This window comes from Nostoc sp. (assembly GCF_036917095.1).
Lineage (GTDB): Bacteria > Cyanobacteriota > Cyanobacteriia > Cyanobacteriales > Nostocaceae > Nostoc.
This window is the reverse complement of the sequence record NZ_JBALFH010000012.1, coordinates 1-16,700: the sequence shown is the minus strand read 5'-3', so window position 1 is coordinate 16,700 and position 16,700 is coordinate 1. Positions and strand designations below refer to the sequence as shown.

Sequence of the window (16,700 nt, the reverse complement as noted above, 5' to 3'; positions counted from 1 at the left end):
CTGAACAATCCCCAATCGAAACGGCTTCAGATTTGTGGAAAGCGTTGCAAGAAGGGTTGATTTTACCGATTAGTGATGTTTATAAGTTTTATCAAAATTCGTCATTAGTCATTAGTCATTGGTCATTAGAAAATAACAAACAAATGACAAATGACATAGGACAAAGGACAGCTTCATATAGATTCTTACATGACCGAGTACAGCAAGCTGCCTATTCCCTGATTCCCGATGAGCAAAAACAAGCAACTCACCTCAAAATTGGAAAATTACTACTGCACAGTTCCTCGGAAGTAGAACTGGAAGAAAAACTGTTTGATATTGCCCTACATTTAAACCAAGGAATTGAGCTAATCGCTCAACCGCAAGAACGGGAAGAATTAGCCCAACTGAACTTCAAAGCTGGAGTGAAGGCGAGAAATTCTACAGCCTATACTGCGGCAAGAGTTTATTTGCAAACAGGGATTGAAATATTGACAGCCAACTGCTGGCAAGATCAATATGAATTGACTCTGAATCTTCATGTTGCTGCTACCGAAGCTGCTTATTTGAATGCTGATTTTGATGGCATGGAAAAAATAGCAGCACTGGTGTTACAAAAAGCTGAGACGATTTTAGACAAAATCAAAATTTACCAAATTCAAATCGTCGCCCAGACAGCCCAGGGCAAGATATTAGAAGCCATTGCAGTCGGAAGAGATGCACTCTTGCAATTGGGGGTTGAACTCCCCACTGCACCTGACGAAGCCAAAATTGCTAAAGCCCTACAAACCGTAGTTAGTCTTCAAGGTGACAGAGGGATTGAGGAATTAGTCGATCTACCTGTAATGAGCAATCGCCAGACTCAGGCAGCTATGCAACTCTTAGGATTATTATTTTCACCGATTCTACAGGCAATGCCCGGATTAATGCCCATACTGAGCGCAACGATGGTGAGTTTATCAATCCAGTTTGGGAATGCACCTGCATCAATGGTGGGGTATGCGATTCACAGTATGGTGTTGTGTGCTTTTTTGGGAGAAGTGAAAACAGGGTATAGCTTTGGGCAATTGGCAATCAACTTGCTAGATCAATTTAATGTCGGGGAATTCAAGTGTAAAGTTCTACTTCTGTTTGCGGCTTGGGTTCAACATCATCAGGAATCTCTCAGGGCAACGGTGCTGACGATGAAAGATGGCTATGCAACTGGTATAGAAACTGGTGATTTTCTCAACGCTGGCTATAATTCCCTGAATTACCTCATTGCCAAACTTTTTGCTGGGGTAGAACTGGACATTTGGGAACCCGAAATAGCAACTTACAGGGCTGTCTTAGTGCAGGTAAAACAACATTCTGCCCAGATTTATTTGGATATGATGCAACAGACTGTGCAGAACTTGAGGGAAGCCCGGATTCTGCCGGATTGCTTAGTTGGCAGTGCCTACGATGAAACGGTGATGATTCCTAAGCACCATCAGGACAAGGATCTTAGTGCGATCGCTATTGCTTACACTTACAAACTGATGCTTGCCTACTTTTTTGGTAATTACACGACTGCCCTAGAACATAGCGCCCAAGCCAAACAGTATTTAATGGCAGTATCAGGGATGATTTTCATTCCCATTTTTCATTTCTATACAGCCCTGACGTATTTGGCGCTCTTCCCCACACAGCCAGAGTCGGAGCAAGGCGAATTTCTCGCTTTGGCCCAAACCCATCAAACCACTTTGCAACAGTGGGCGCAAAATGCTCCGATGAATCATCTGCATAAATGGTATTTAGTTGAGGCAGAAAAACATCGGGTTTTAGGCAATAAAGCCGAAGCAATTGAACATTACGATCGCGCCATCATTGGAGCCAAAGAAAATGATTATATTCAGGAAGAAGCGCTGGCTAATGAACTAGCCGCAAAATTTTACCTCGACTGGGATAAACAGGAGATTGCCCAGTCATACATGACGAAGGCTTACTATGGCTATGCTCGTTGGGGTGCAAAAGCCAAAGTTGCTGACTTGGAAAGTCGCTATCCCCAACTCTTGGCTCCTATTCTCCAAAAAAATCGCACGGCTCTCTCGGTTTACGAAACCGTCTTCGCATTAGGAACAGTCACCTCCACTAGTTCTTCTAGTTCTTCCTCCAGCGTCTCCGATTCTCTCGATTTAGCTGCTATTCTCAAGGCTTCCCAAAGTATCTCCGGTGAAATCGAACTAGAAAAACTGCTCTCATCGTTGCTTGCGATCGTCATCGAAAATGCGGGGGCCGATAAATGCGTGCTAATGCTCTTGCGAGACGATTCGCCACGCGACACCAAAGGTGAACGCCTGCTGATCGAAGGGTCAATTATTCAGGGTTCGGAGCCGGTAGTGTTGCAGCGCCTTCTGGTTGAGGAGAGTCAAGATATTCCCCTAAAGCTGATTTACAAAGTGAAGAACAACAGACAGACTGCTGTGCTACTGGATGCGATGGCCGATCCGACTTTAGCCAATGATCCCTATATCATTCGTCAGCAGCCTCAGAGTATTTTGTGCAGCCCAATTTCACATCAAGGTAAGTTGATGGGCATTTTATATCTAGAAAATAATTTAGCAACGGGGGTGTTCACGAGCGATCGCGTCGAACTGCTCAATTTACTCTGCGCCCAAGCCGCAATTTCCATCGAAAATGCCCAACTTTATGAGCAAGCCCAACAAATGCTGGTAGAACTGAGTGCCAGCAAAGCCCGCTTTCAGAAGTTGGTGGATAATGTACCTGGGATTATTTTCCAGTTCCGCCTCGCTGCCGATGGTTCTGTTTCAATTCCCTACGTTAGTCCAGGCTGTGCCGATCTATATGAAGTGCCACCCGAAGAGTTTTTGACAGGAATCAAAGACTTTCGGATGCTGGAGCATCCTGACGATCGCACAGCCATCACCCAGGCTACGATCCATTCTACCCAGACCCTCACGCCATTTGAGCATGAATGGCGCATTATTACGACCTCTGGCACTGTGAAATGGGTGCAGGCGGTATCACGACCGGAACGGCAAGCCGACGGCTCGATCGTCTGGGATGGCATAAAGATAGATATTAGCGATCGCAAACTTGCTGAACTTGCCTTGCAGCAAAAATCACTTGAATTAGAACACGCATTAAACAATCTGCAAAACGCTCAATTACAAATGGTGCAAAGCGAGAAAATGTCTGCACTAGGTAACTTAGTTGCAGGCGTTGCCCACGAAATGAATAATCCTTTGGGTTTTATTGCTGCCAGTCTAAAACAAGCTAAACCAACGTTTACTGATATTATCGAACACTTAAAGCTTTATCAAGAAAGTTTACCCAACAAAAATGATGAAATCATTGACCACGCCGAAGAAATTGACTTGGATTATAATTTAGAAGATTTTCCCAAGATAATTGATTCTATGTCTATGGCGTGCGATCGCCTGAAAAATATTAGCACCAGCTTACGCACTTTCTCTCGTGCAGACCAAGATTACAAAGTGCCATTTAACATCCATCAAGGAATTGATAGCACTATTCTCATTCTCAAACATCGTCTGAAAGCTAACGAACAACGTCCTGCTATTGAAGTTGTCACCAATTATGGGAATTTACCTCATATAGAATGTTTTCCCGGTCAATTAAATCAGGTATTTATGAACCTTCTAGCAAATGCTATTGATGCTTTGGATGAATTTAATCAGGGACGCAGCTTTGAAGAAATTAAAGCTAATCCTAACTGGATTACAATTACAACCTCAGTCGCAAACAAAAGCGTGAAAATTGCCATTGCTGATAATGGTCAGGGGATGAGCGAACAAGTCAAATTAAAAATATTTGACCATTTATTTACGACGAAAGCTGTCGGTAAAGGGACGGGGTTAGGGTTAGCGATCGCTCGTCAAATTGTTGAATCAACCCACGGCGGAAAATTGAGTTTTAACTCTGTTTTGGGTGAGGGTACAGAATTTAACATTGAAATTCCAGTGTAATGTTTGGATCTGGTTGGTAAACAACTTCAGATATCTGGGAATACTAAATCTAGAAATCTTAAGGATTTAGGAATATGGTTAGCAGCATGGTCAGTATTCCCGGATATCGCATCAGCGAAGAACTCTACAATGGTTCCAGAACCTTAGTTTATCGAGGGTATCGAGAGACTGACTCATTACCAGTAACGATTAAACTGCTGAAAAATCCATATCCCAGCTTCTGTGAACTCTTGTCTTTTCGCAATCAGTACACCATAGCTAAAAATCTTAACTCACCGCTAATCGTCCAAAGCTACAATCTCCAAGCCTATCAGAATGGCTATGCGCTGGTAATGGAAGATTTTGGGGGAATTTCTCTCAAAGATTATTTCACCTCTATAGAAAGGCAATATATCTCGTCTCTACAAGAGTTTTTAGAAATAGCGATCGCTCTCTGCAATACCTTAGATATATTGTATCGGGAGCGGATTATTCATAAAGATATTAAACCTGCCAATATTTTAATTAACCCCGAAACCAAACAAGTTAAATTAATTGACTTTAGTATTGCATCTTTACTACCACGAGAAACCCAAACATTAATCAATCCCAATGTATTAGAAGGGACACTAGCTTATATTTCTCCAGAACAAACAGGAAGAATGAATCGGGGGATTGATTATCGAACTGATTTTTATTCATTGGGTGTAACTTTTTACGAATTACTGAGTGGTGAATTACCGTTTAATTCAAATGAACCGATGGAGTTGGTACATTCTCATATTGCTAAAATGCCTACCGCATTAGCGAACAGGGAAGAGATTCCGCAAGTGATTTCAGATATTGTGATGAAATTGATGGCGAAGAATGCGGAAGATAGATATCAGAGTGCTTTAGGTTTAAAGTTTGATTTAGAAAATTGTTTGCATCAAATACAAGTTTCTGGTAATGTAGATGCTTTTGAAATTGCGTCTAGGGATGTGTGCGATCGCTTCATCATCCCCGATAAACTTTATGGCAGAGAAGCCGAAGTCTCAACCTTACTGCAAGCATTTGAGCGAGTCAGTCTTGGTGCAACAGAAATGATGCTGGTAGCTGGGTTTTCGGGGATTGGCAAAACTGCTATTGTCAACGAAGTGCATAAGCCGATTGTGAGACAACGCGGCTACTTTATTAAAGGCAAATTTGACCAGTTTCAACGAAATATCCCGTTGAGTGCCTTCGTGCAAGCCTTCCAAAATTTAATGGAACAACTGTTGAGTGAAAATGATACTCAGCTGGCGCAGTGGAAAGAGAAAATCCTCTGTGCTTTAGGTGAAAATGGGCAAGTCCTAATTGAAGTTATTCCCGAACTAGAGCAGATTATCGGCAAACAACCAGCAGCCCCAGAACTCAATGGTAGTGCCGCCCAGAACCGCTTCAACTTGGTATTTGTGAAATTCATTGCCGCGTTCGCTACACTAGAACATCCGTTAGTGATGTTCCTCGATGACTTGCAGTGGGCAGATTCAGCCTCCCTCAAATTGATGCAAGTGTTGATGAGTCAAAGGGAGGTAGATTCCCTGCTAACGATTGGGGCATACCGAGATAACGAAATCTTTCCCAGCCATCCCCTAATGCTGACACTGGAGGAGATGAAGAAAGCTGAGGCAACTATCAGTACCCTTACCCTCGCCCCGTTAAGTCAATATCAGATCGATTGTTTGGTTGCCGACACCCTCAGTTGTTCCACAGTTCTAGCAGAACCCCTAGCAGAGTTAGTCTATCAAAAAACCAAAGGCAATCCCTTCTTTGCTACTCAATTTCTCAGAGCTTTGTATCAGGAGAACTACATTGCATATAACCTGCAAGTTGGACACTGGCAGTGCGATATGGTGTCGATAAAATTGCTCTCGCTTACTGATGATGTGGTTGAGTTCATGGCGCGGCAATTACAAAAGTTGCCACAAGCCACTCAAGAGATACTGAAGCTGGCTGCTTGTGTGGGGGCACAGTTCGAGCTGGAAACACTGGCGATCGTTTCCGAACGATCGCCAACCAATGCAGCCACAGCATTGTGGAAAGCTTTGCAATCAGGCTTGATTTTACCCACGAGTCAGATTTACAAGTTTTTTCAGGATGCCCAAAAGTCCCAGACAGGGGAGACAGTTAATCCGACCTATCGCTTCCTGCACGATCGCGTCCAGCAAGCTGCCTATTCTCTGATTCCTGACGACCAAAAGCAAGCCACCCATCTCAAAATTGGGCAATTGCTGTTGCGAAATACCGCACCTGAAGCCATAGAACTGAATGTTTTTGATATTGTTAATCAGTTGAACAATGGAATTACTCCGATCGATCGGATCGGCGATCGCTATGAGTTAGCACAGTTGAATCTGATTGCTGGCAAAAAAGCAAAAGTTTCTACAGCTTATAAGGCAGCCATTAAATACTGCACAATTGGGATGGAAATGCTTCCCGAAGATAGCTGGCAGACTGCCTACGACCTCACGTTTCAGCTTTATCGGGAATGTGCAGAGTGCGAATACATCACAGGGCGCTTTGACAAGGCAGAACAACTTTTCCATCGGGCATTACAGTACGTTGAGAATAAATTCGAGCTAGCAGACATTTATGGGCTGCAACTAGCCCTGAGATCCAATCAGGGAGAGAATTTACTCGCCGCTTATGAGGCTGCATTGAGTGGCTTGAGTGTTATGGGTATGAGCATTCCGGCAACCGATGCAGGTCAGCAAGCGCTGATTGAAAGCACACTCAAGGAGATCCACGTCAAACTGGCAACTGTGCAACCCGCAGATTTATTCGATCTGCCTGCAATGACCGATCCAGCCAAGAAGGTATGTATGTCAATCCTCCCCGATTTATGGGGGGCTGCTTATGTCGGTGGCAATCAAGCGCTAACAATTCTCAGCATCCTGTTAATGGTTCATACTTCATTCACCTATGGCAATGCCGAAAGTTCGGGCTGCGCTTACTGTTTGTATGGGATGATGCTGACGATTCAGGGAGACTATCGAAGTGCTTATGAGTTCGCTACCTTGGGGCGAAAGCTCGATTGCCAATTCAATAGCGCCAAGTTCATTCCCAAAACCAATAACGTTTTTGGTCATACAATCAATCCCTACAACAGACCCCTGGTTGAAAACATAGCAGTTTATCAACAATCTCTTCAGACCAGCTATGAAACAGGTGACATTGGGTTTGGCATTTGGGCAGTAATATGTCTGATTTGGACAATGCTGTTGAAGGGCGATTGCTTATCAGAGGTGTATGCCGAAACCGAGAAATACTTGAGCTATGTGCAACAAGTAAATAACGCGAACATGACGCTGACATTTAACCTCCAGCAGCAATTTCTGTTGCACCTGCAAGGTTTGTTGGCAGAACCCGATCTGCTGGTCGATCGCCGCGATCGCCAGATTGTCTGTCTTGATGCTTGGCAGAAGAATAATTTTGAAGCTGGGATCAATTGGTATTGCTTCTTGAAACTCCAGCTATTGTACTTGTACGGTCGCTATGCTGATGCCCTGGAAGTTGCTGCGATTGCTGAAAAAACCCTGGCTTCTAATCTTGGTCTGTTTCCGATCGTTTTATTCCACTTCTATTACCCGCTGACTTTAGCCGCGCTTTATCTCAAAGCAACACCAGAGAATCAACAGCACTACTGGGATGTGATGCAGCAGCACCGCAAGCTTCTAGAAACCTGGACCCAGACCTGTCCAGAGAACTTTTTGCATCAATCGCTGTTGCTTGGGGCTGAAATGGCAAGAGTTTCTGGTAATTACGCAGATGCGATCGCCTGTTACGATCGCGCCATTATCGCAGCCAAAGAAAATCACTTTACCCAAATTGAAGCACTCGCCAACGAACTATCAGCAAAGTTTTACCTGGAATGGGATAAGGAGCGGATTGCTCAGGAGTATATGATTCAAGCCTACTATGGCTATGTTCGTTGGGGAGCCAAAGCCAAAGTCGCTGATTTAGAAAAACGCTATCCTCAACTACTTGCTTCGATATTACAGCAAACCCGTTCTCCCCTTTCCATTAACGAAACCATTTTCGCTTTGGGGAGCGTTACATCCACCAGTTCGGCCACTTCTAGCAGCATCTCTGATTCCCTAGATTTAGCCGCTATTCTCAAAGCTTCCCAAACTCTCTCAGAGCAAATCGAACTTGAAAAACTGCTTTCATCATTGCTTAGAATCGTCATCGAAGATGCAGGGGCCGATAAATGCGTGTTTATGCTGTTGCGAGACGATCGCTTGTTGGTCAAAGGGTTGATTGTTGAGGGGTCACAACCAATCGTATTGCAGCGCATTCCCATTGAGGAAAGCCAGGATATTCCCCTGAAGCTGATTTACAAAGTCTTGCACAACAGGCAAACCGTTGTCCTGGTGGATGCGACAGCAGATCCGACCTTAGCCAACGATCCGTATATTGTTCGTCAACAGCCTAAGAGTATCTTATGCAGTCCAATTTTACATCAAGGCAAGTTGATGGGCATTTTATATCTAGAAAATAATTTAGCAATGGGAACATTCACCAGCGATCGCGTCGAACTCCTTAACTTGCTCTGCGCTCAAGCAGCAATTTCTTTGGAAAATTCCCGACTTTATGAGCGATCGTTAGAGTATTCCCAACAGCTAGAGCGATCGCTTGCCGAATTGAGTGCTGCACAGTCTCGCTTTCATAACTTAGTAGACAACGTACCTGGAGTAGTTTATCAATACAGCATGAGTGCCAATGGGGTTATATCGTTGAGTTACATTAGTGCCGACTGTTACAGCTTGCTGGAAATTACCCCAGAGCAAGCCATATCTAATTGGCAGTTTTTCGACAATCTGGTGCATCCAGATGATGTCGTGAGTTATCAGCAGTCCCAGATTGATTCGATTCAAGCCTCATCTCCTTGGCAATGGTCTGGACGAATTGTTACACCCTCTGGAATTATCAAGTGGATTCATGGCGAATCACGAGTCAAAAGATTTGCTGATGGATCTATGGTTTGGGATGGCTTATTTTTGGATATTAGCGAACAGCAAGCAGCACTTCACAAACGCAAAATTGCTGAACTTGCTTTAGAGCAAAAATCACTCGATTTAGAACAAGCACTAACTGATTTGCAAAACGCCCAATTACAAACGATCCAAAGTGAAAAGATGTCTGCGTTAGGTAACTTAGTTGCAGGCGTTGCTCACGAAATGAATAATCCCCTCGGTTTTATTGCTGCTAGTCTCAAACAAGCTAAACCCACTATTACTGAGATTACCCAACACTTAAAATTATATCAAGAAGGCTTCCCCAACATAAGCGATGAAATTATTGACCACGCCGAAGAAATCGACTTGGATTATAGTTTATCAGACTTGCCCAAGATGATTGATTCTATGTCTATGGCGTGCGACAGATTAAAAAACATCAGCACCAGTTTACGTACTTTCTCTCGTGCAGATCGAGACTATAAAGTGCCATTTAATATTCACCAAGGTATCGATAGCACGATTTTAATTTTGAAGCATCGTCTCAAAGCGAATGACCAACGTCCTGCGATTGAAGTAGTCACTAACTACGGTAATTTACCTCAAATTGAATGTTTCCCTGGTCAATTAAATCAGGTATTCATGAATCTTATAGCAAATGCTATTGATGCCTTAGATGAATCTAACACTGGACGCAGCTTTGAAGATATTAAAGCCAATCTAAACTGCATTAAAATTAAAACTTCAATCGAAAATAATTTAGTTAGAATTGGCATTTATGATAATGGTAAAGGGATGAACGAACAAGTAAAATCCAAAATATTTGACCATTTATTTACTACAAAAGCTGTTGGTAAAGGGACAGGATTAGGACTCGCGATCGCTCGTCAAATTGTGGAAGAAACCCACGGCGGAAAATTGAGTTTTAGCTCTGTTCTGGGTCTAGGTACAGAATTTATCATTGAAATTCCGGGATGATTTTTGGCGGTTTTTGGTAAATAACTTCAAATATCTGGGAATACTAAATCTGGAAATCTTCAGGATTTAGCAGCATGGTTAGCACTTTGGTCAGTATTCCCGGATATAGCATCTATGATTTACTCTACAATGGTTCCAGAACCCTGGTTTATCGAGGGCATCGAGAAACTGACTCATTACCTGTAGTAATTAAACTGCTAAAAAATCCTTATCCGAGTTTGGGTGAACTCTTGTCGTTTCGCAATCAATACACCATCGCCAAAAATCTTAACCATCCGGGAATTATTCAAACTTATAGCCTAGAACCATACCAAAATGGCTATGCGCTGGTGATGGAAGATTTTGGCGGTATATCCCTTAAGGATTTTGCCAAGGTAGAGAGGTTACATATAACGTCTCTAAAGGAATTTTTGCTCTCTGCTATATCTCTGTGTAACACATTAGATATTGTCATCCGTCATCGCATTATTCATAAAGATATTAAACCCAGTAATATTTTAATTAATCCCGAAACCAAACAAGTTAAATTAATTGACTTTAGTATTGCATCTTTGCTACCAAGAGAAACCCAAGAAATTCAAAATGCCAACGCCCTAGAAGGCACACTTGCTTATCTTTCGCCAGAGCAAACTGGAAGAATGAACCGGGGAATTGACTATCGCAGTGACTTCTACTCATTAGGTGTCACATTTTATGAATTACTCACAGGAAAATTACCATTTGTCTCAGACGATCCGATGGAATTGGTGCATTGTCATCTTGCCAAAAATCCCATTGCCGTACACGATCGCAATCCCAATATTCCCTTAATTTTATCTGAAATCGTCAGTAAGTTAATGGCGAAGAATGCCGAAGAGCGCTATCAGAGTGCCTTGGGAATCAAGCATGATTTAGAAATTTGTCTAAGTCAATTACAAGCCAGCGGAAACATTGAATATTTTACATTAGGAGAGCGAGATATTAGCGATCGCTTCCTCATTCCCGAAAAACTCTACGGCAGAGAAACCGAAGTATTAACCCTCCTCCAAGCATTTGAAAAAGTCAGCCTGGGGACAACAGAAATGATGTTGGTAGCAGGCTTTTCTGGCATTGGGAAAACTGCTGTTGTCAATGAAGTTCATAAACCCATTGTCCGGCAACGCGGTTATTTTATTAAAGGGAAATATGACCAATTTCAGCGCAATATTCCCTTTTCGGCATTTGTGCAAGCATTCCGAGATTTAATGGGGCAATTGCTTTCAGAATCAGATGCACAACTACAAGCCTGGAAAACCAAGATTCTCGAAGCTGTTGGCGACAATGGACAAGTCTTGATTGACGTAATTCCAGAACTAGAACGCATTGTTGGTACTCAACCTCCAGCTATAGAACTATCAGGGAGTGCTGCCGAAACCCGCTTTAATCTGCTGATGCAGAAATTTGTGCAAATCTTCACAAGCCAAGAGCATCCTTTAGTGATGTTTTTAGATGATTTGCAATGGGCAGATTCCGCATCGCTGAAATTGCTGCAATTATTGATGTCAGAAACAGGACATTTATTAATCTTGGGTGCATATCGGGATAATGAAGTCTCACCGGTTCACCCATTCATCCTGACTGTAGATGAAATCGTCAAAACTGGAGCAGTGGTCAATACGATTGTTCTGCAACCGTTAAGCGAATCAGATATGAATCAGTTGGTGGCAGATACCCTAAATTGCAAATTATTGCTAGCCCAACCGTTGACAAAATTAGTCTATCAAAAAACTCATGGTAATCCTTTCTTTGCTACCCAATTTCTCAAGGCATTAAATGACGATCGTCTAATTACCTTTGACTCAGAATCCTGTCATTGGCAGTGTAATATTGCCCAAGTCAGAGCCTTAGCAATTACTGATGATGTGGTGGAGTTTATGGCACTGCAATTGCAGAAGTTGCCGAACCAGACTCAGAATGTTCTCAAACTGGCAGCTTGTATTGGAGCGCAGTTTGATTTGAATACGCTGGCGATTGTTTCAGAACAATCCCTAGAAACAACGGCGGCTGATTTATGGAAAGCGTTGCAAGAAGGGCTGATTATTCCGAATACGGAAATCTATAAGTTCTTTATTCAATCTGATGGTACCTCGGTTTCTAATGCCACAGCTAATCCGATTTATCGATTTTTGCATGACCGAGTTCAACAAGCAGCTTATTCCCTAATTCCTGATGACCAAAAAAAAGCAACTCATGTCAAAATTGGACAGTTACTTCAGCAGAACTTTTCAGAAATAGAACGAGAAGAAAAACTGTTTGATATTGCCCTTCATTTGAATTTAGGAATTGAATTAATTAATCAACAACAGGAACGAGTAGCCTTAGCACAACTTAACTTCAAAGCTGGCAGTAAAGCCAGAAGTTCAACTGCATACACTGCTGCCAAAGTGTATCTACAAACTGGAATTGATTTACTAGAGGTCGATTGTTGGCAACATCAATATGAACTAACTCTGAATCTGTATGTGACGGCTGCGGAAGTTGCTTATTTGAATGGTGACTTTGAGGGTATGGAACAGCTAGCCGCAGTGGTATTGCGACAAGCACAGACTATTTTCGACAAAGTGAAAATCTACGAAATTCAAATCGTGGCACTAGTGGCTCAGATCCAAATATCAACGGCGCTGGCAGTGGGAACAGAGGCTCTAGCACAATTTGGGGTGGATTTCCCGACGAAAGTAGACGAAGCTTTGATTGACAAAGCCTTACAAGAACTTAACCAGCAACTAAATGGCAGAGAGATTGCTGGGTTGATCGATCTGCCCGTGATGAGCGATCGCACCGCGATCGCCGCGATGCAATTGTTAAGAATGTTGGTTGCACCTGTGTTCCAGGGAATGCCAGGTTTACTACCCCTGTTGAGCGCGACGATGGTGCGGTTGTCGCTCCAGTTTGGCAATGACAAAGCCTCGACAGTTGGCTATGTGATGCATGGCCTGGTGCTATGTTCAATTCTTTGCGAAGTCGAAACAGGCTACGAGTTTGGTAAATTATCACTCTCCTTACTGGAGAGGTTGAATGCTCAGTCGATGAAATGTAGTACTCTCAACATGTTTGGGAATTTCATTCAGCATCACCAGCAATCATTCTTGGCAACCCTACCAACCATGAAAGATAGTTACATCATTGGTATGGAAACAGGTGATTTTCTCTTTGCTGGCTACGGCATAGCAAATTACGCCTATGTTGCGCTTTTTGCAGGTGTAGACCTGGACACGTTGGCATCGGAATTGACTGGTTACAGTGCTGCCCTGGCTCAATTGAAACAAGATTCAGCGCGGATTATTTTGGGCATGGTGCGGCAAACAGTGCAGCAGTTCAGAGAAACGGTGAGCCAGCCCTATTGCTTAATAGGCACTGCCTACGATGAAACGGTGATGATTCCTAAGCACCACGAGGATAAGAATCTCACAATGATCGCCTTTGTTTCTACTTACAAACTGCTGCTTGCTTACTACTTTGGCAATTATCAGGCTGCCCTCGACTATATCACCCAAGGCAAGCCCTATTTGATGGCAGCATCGGGAATGGTGCATATTCCCACTTTCCATTTCTATGCAGCCCTGACGTACTTGGCACTTGTTCCCACAAAGTCAGAAATTGAGCTTTCTGCAATTCTTGCCGAGTTTAAAACCTATGAAACTATTCTGCACCAGTGGGCGCACAATGCCCCGATGAATCATAAGCATAAATGGCATCTAATTGAGGCCGAAAAGTGTCGAGTTTTCGGTAACAAATTGGAAGCAATGGAGCAGTACGATCGCGCCATCGCTACCGCCAAAGAAAATCAATACCCCAACGAAGAAGCTTTAGCCAATGAACTAGCCGCTAAATTCTATCTGGATTGGGGCAAAGAAAAAATCGCTCAAACCTATATGACTGAAGCTTATTATTGTTACACCCGTTGGGGAGCAAAAGCTAAAGTTGTTGATTTAGAAACCCGCTATCCCCAACTACTCGCCACAATTTGGCAAAAACAACAATCATCTTTCACATCTACGGAAACGATTATTTCTATCTCCTCTCACACCCTCCAAAGTTCCAGCTTCGGTAATACTAGCTTCTCAGAAGCCCTCGATCTGGCGACCATTCTCAAAGCTTCTCAATCTCTGTCGAGTGAAATTGAGTTGGAGAAATTACTCTCAACCCTACTTGAGGTGATACTTGAAAGTGCGGGAGCGGATAAATGTGCGTTGCTGATGCCAAAAGGTTCATGCTGGGTAATTGAGGCATTATCCCAATTGGAACAGCCTAGCATTATCTTGCGATCGCTACCCATTGAAGATCGTCAAACAGTACCTGTTGCCCTAATCAATCGGGTGAAAAATACCCGCTCCTTGACTGTAATTGAGAATGCAGTAGTTGAGCCAACCCTTGCGGCCGATCCTTATATTCTGCGCCATTCACCCAAAAGTATTCTCTGTGCGCCAATTCTCAACCAAGGCAAGCTGATTGGCATTTTGTACCTGGAAAATAACCTAACGGTGGGAGCCTTTACTAGCGATCGCCTACAGGTTATCAAACTTCTCACTACTCAAGTAGCCATTTCTCTAGAAAACGCCCAACTTTATCATAAATTAGAGAACTATTCCCATAATTTGGAGCAAAAAGTAGAAGAACGCACCCAGGAAATAACAGAAAAAGCAACTCAGCTAGAAGCAACATTGGAAAAACTCTACTCGACTCAAGCCCAACTCATTCAATCAGAAAAAATGTCCGGTTTGGGACAGCTAGTTGCTGGAATAGCTCATGAAATTAATAATCCAATTAATTTTATCTATGGCAACTTACAACCAGCAAGTGAATATGTTGCATCTTTAATTGAATTAAATAATTTATATCAACGACTTTATCCGCAACCATTGCCAGAGATTGCCGAGAAAATTGCCGATATTGAACTAGAATTTCTGGTGAATGATTTACAAAATATCTTGTCATCGATGAGGGTTGGAGCAGATCGCATCCGTCAGATTGTGCTGTCACTGCGAAATTTTTCCCGCTTGGATGAATCAGAAATCAAACCAGTAGACATTCACTCTGGGATTGAGAGTACGCTGTTAATTTTGCAGCATCGACTTCAGAATAATAGTAAACATGCAGAGATTGCGCTCGTGAAACAATACGAGCAATTACCTTTAGTTAATTGTTATGCATCGGCCCTGAATCAGGTATTTATGAATATTATCAATAATGCCATTGATGCTTTAGAAGTATCAGATACCAATTCCCAACCGACTATTACAATTCAGACGGAATTAAAAAAGTCAAACATATTAATTCGCATTGCCGACAACGGTATAGGAATGAGTAAGTCTGTACAACATAAGATATTTAATCCATTTTTTACGACGAAATCAGTGGGTAGTGGTACAGGCTTGGGATTATCAACTAGCTATTCGATTGTGGTCGAAAAACATGGAGGTCAATTAAGCTGTATTTCTTCACCAGGACAGGGTACAGAATTTATCATTGAAATTCCGGTGTAAAGTTTTGCTCTTGTTAATAAATAACTTGATATATCTGGGAACACTATATCTGTAAATCATTAGGATAAGCACAGTATGGTTAACACTCTTATCAATATTCCCGGATATCGCATCTATGATTTACTCTACAATGGTTCCAGAACCGTAGTTTATCGAGGCTATCGAGAGACTGACTCATTACCTGTAGTGATTAAACTGCTGAAAAATCCTTATCCAAGTTTCAGCGAACTATTGTCATTTCGCAATCAGTACACGATTACCAAAAATCTCAACTCTCCTCTGATTGTCCAAACCTACAGCCTCCAAGCCTACCAAAATGGCTATGCGCTGGTCATGGAAGACTTTGGGGGGATTTCTCTCAATGATTGGAGAGTGAGGGAAACCCAACAATCTATATCTATAAAGGAATTTTTAGAAATAGCGATCGCACTGTGTAATACCTTAGATATACTCTATCATCAGCGGATTATTCATAAAGATATCAAACCTGCCAATATTTTAATTAACCCCGAAACAAAACAAGTTAAATTAATTGATTTTAGTATTGCATCTTTACTACCACGAGAAACGCAAACACTAATCAATCCCAATGTATTAGAAGGGACACTAGCTTATATTTCCCCAGAACAAACAGGAAGAATGAATCGGGGGATTGACTACCGGACTGATTTTTATTCTTTAGGTGTGACTTTCTACGAATTACTTACAGGAAAGTTACCTTTTGCGTCAAACGATCCAATGGAGTTGGTGCATTCTCATATTGCTAAAATGCCTATGGCATTAAGTGAGACCAGCCCCCGTCTTCTCCCAAGGGGAGACGCGAAGCGCGATGGCGGTCTCCGTCACGATAGCGCAGCGTTAGCGAGTCTTCTCCCAAGGGGAGACGCCAAGGGCGAACGAGCGTCTGGGGAACTGGCGAACCCGAAGGGGAACAGGGAACAGATTCCGCAAGTACTCTCAGATATCGTCATGAAATTGATGGCAAAAAATGCTGAAGACAGATATCAAAGTGCTTTGGGTTTGAAATTTGATTTAGAAAATTGTTTACATCAGCTTCAAGTTGATGGTATAGTGGGGGGTTTTGAAATTGCGAGTAGGGATGTGTGCGATCGCTTCATCATCCCTGACAAACTCTATGGACGAGAAACCGAGGTATCAACTCTACTGGAAGCCTTTGAAAGAGTCAGCCTTGGTGCAACAGAAATGATGCTGGTAGCGGGGTTTTCGGGGATTGGGAAAACTGCGGTTGTCAACGAAGTTCATAAACCGATTGTGCGTCAACGCGGTTATTTTATCAAAGGGAAATATGACCA

The 16,700-nt window shown here is 42.7% G+C and carries 4 protein-coding genes; all 4 read left to right on the top strand.

The features are described from left to right. Positions 1 to 3,950, top strand: a 3,950-nt coding sequence (locus V7L01_RS02735) for a trifunctional serine/threonine-protein kinase/ATP-binding protein/sensor histidine kinase (RefSeq protein WP_335031700.1), incomplete at its 5' end; no start/stop codon positions are given. A 74-nt stretch (positions 3,951 to 4,024) separates the two neighbouring features. Beyond that, a complete protein-coding gene (locus tag V7L01_RS02730) occupies positions 4,025 to 9,886 on the top strand; it encodes an AAA family ATPase (protein WP_335031698.1) in 5,862 nt (1,953 codons plus the stop codon). A gap of 74 nt (positions 9,887 to 9,960) precedes the next feature. Continuing rightward, positions 9,961 to 15,387 carry a trifunctional serine/threonine-protein kinase/ATP-binding protein/sensor histidine kinase gene (locus tag V7L01_RS02725; protein ID WP_335031696.1) on the top strand — a complete coding sequence of 1,809 codons (5,427 nt, stop codon included), beginning with the start codon at positions 9,961 to 9,963 and terminating at the stop codon, positions 15,385 to 15,387. 75 nt (positions 15,388 to 15,462) lie between these two features. Next, positions 15,463 to 16,700 (top strand): protein kinase domain-containing protein (locus tag V7L01_RS02720; RefSeq protein ID WP_335031694.1); only part of this gene is annotated, 1,238 nt, incomplete at its 3' end.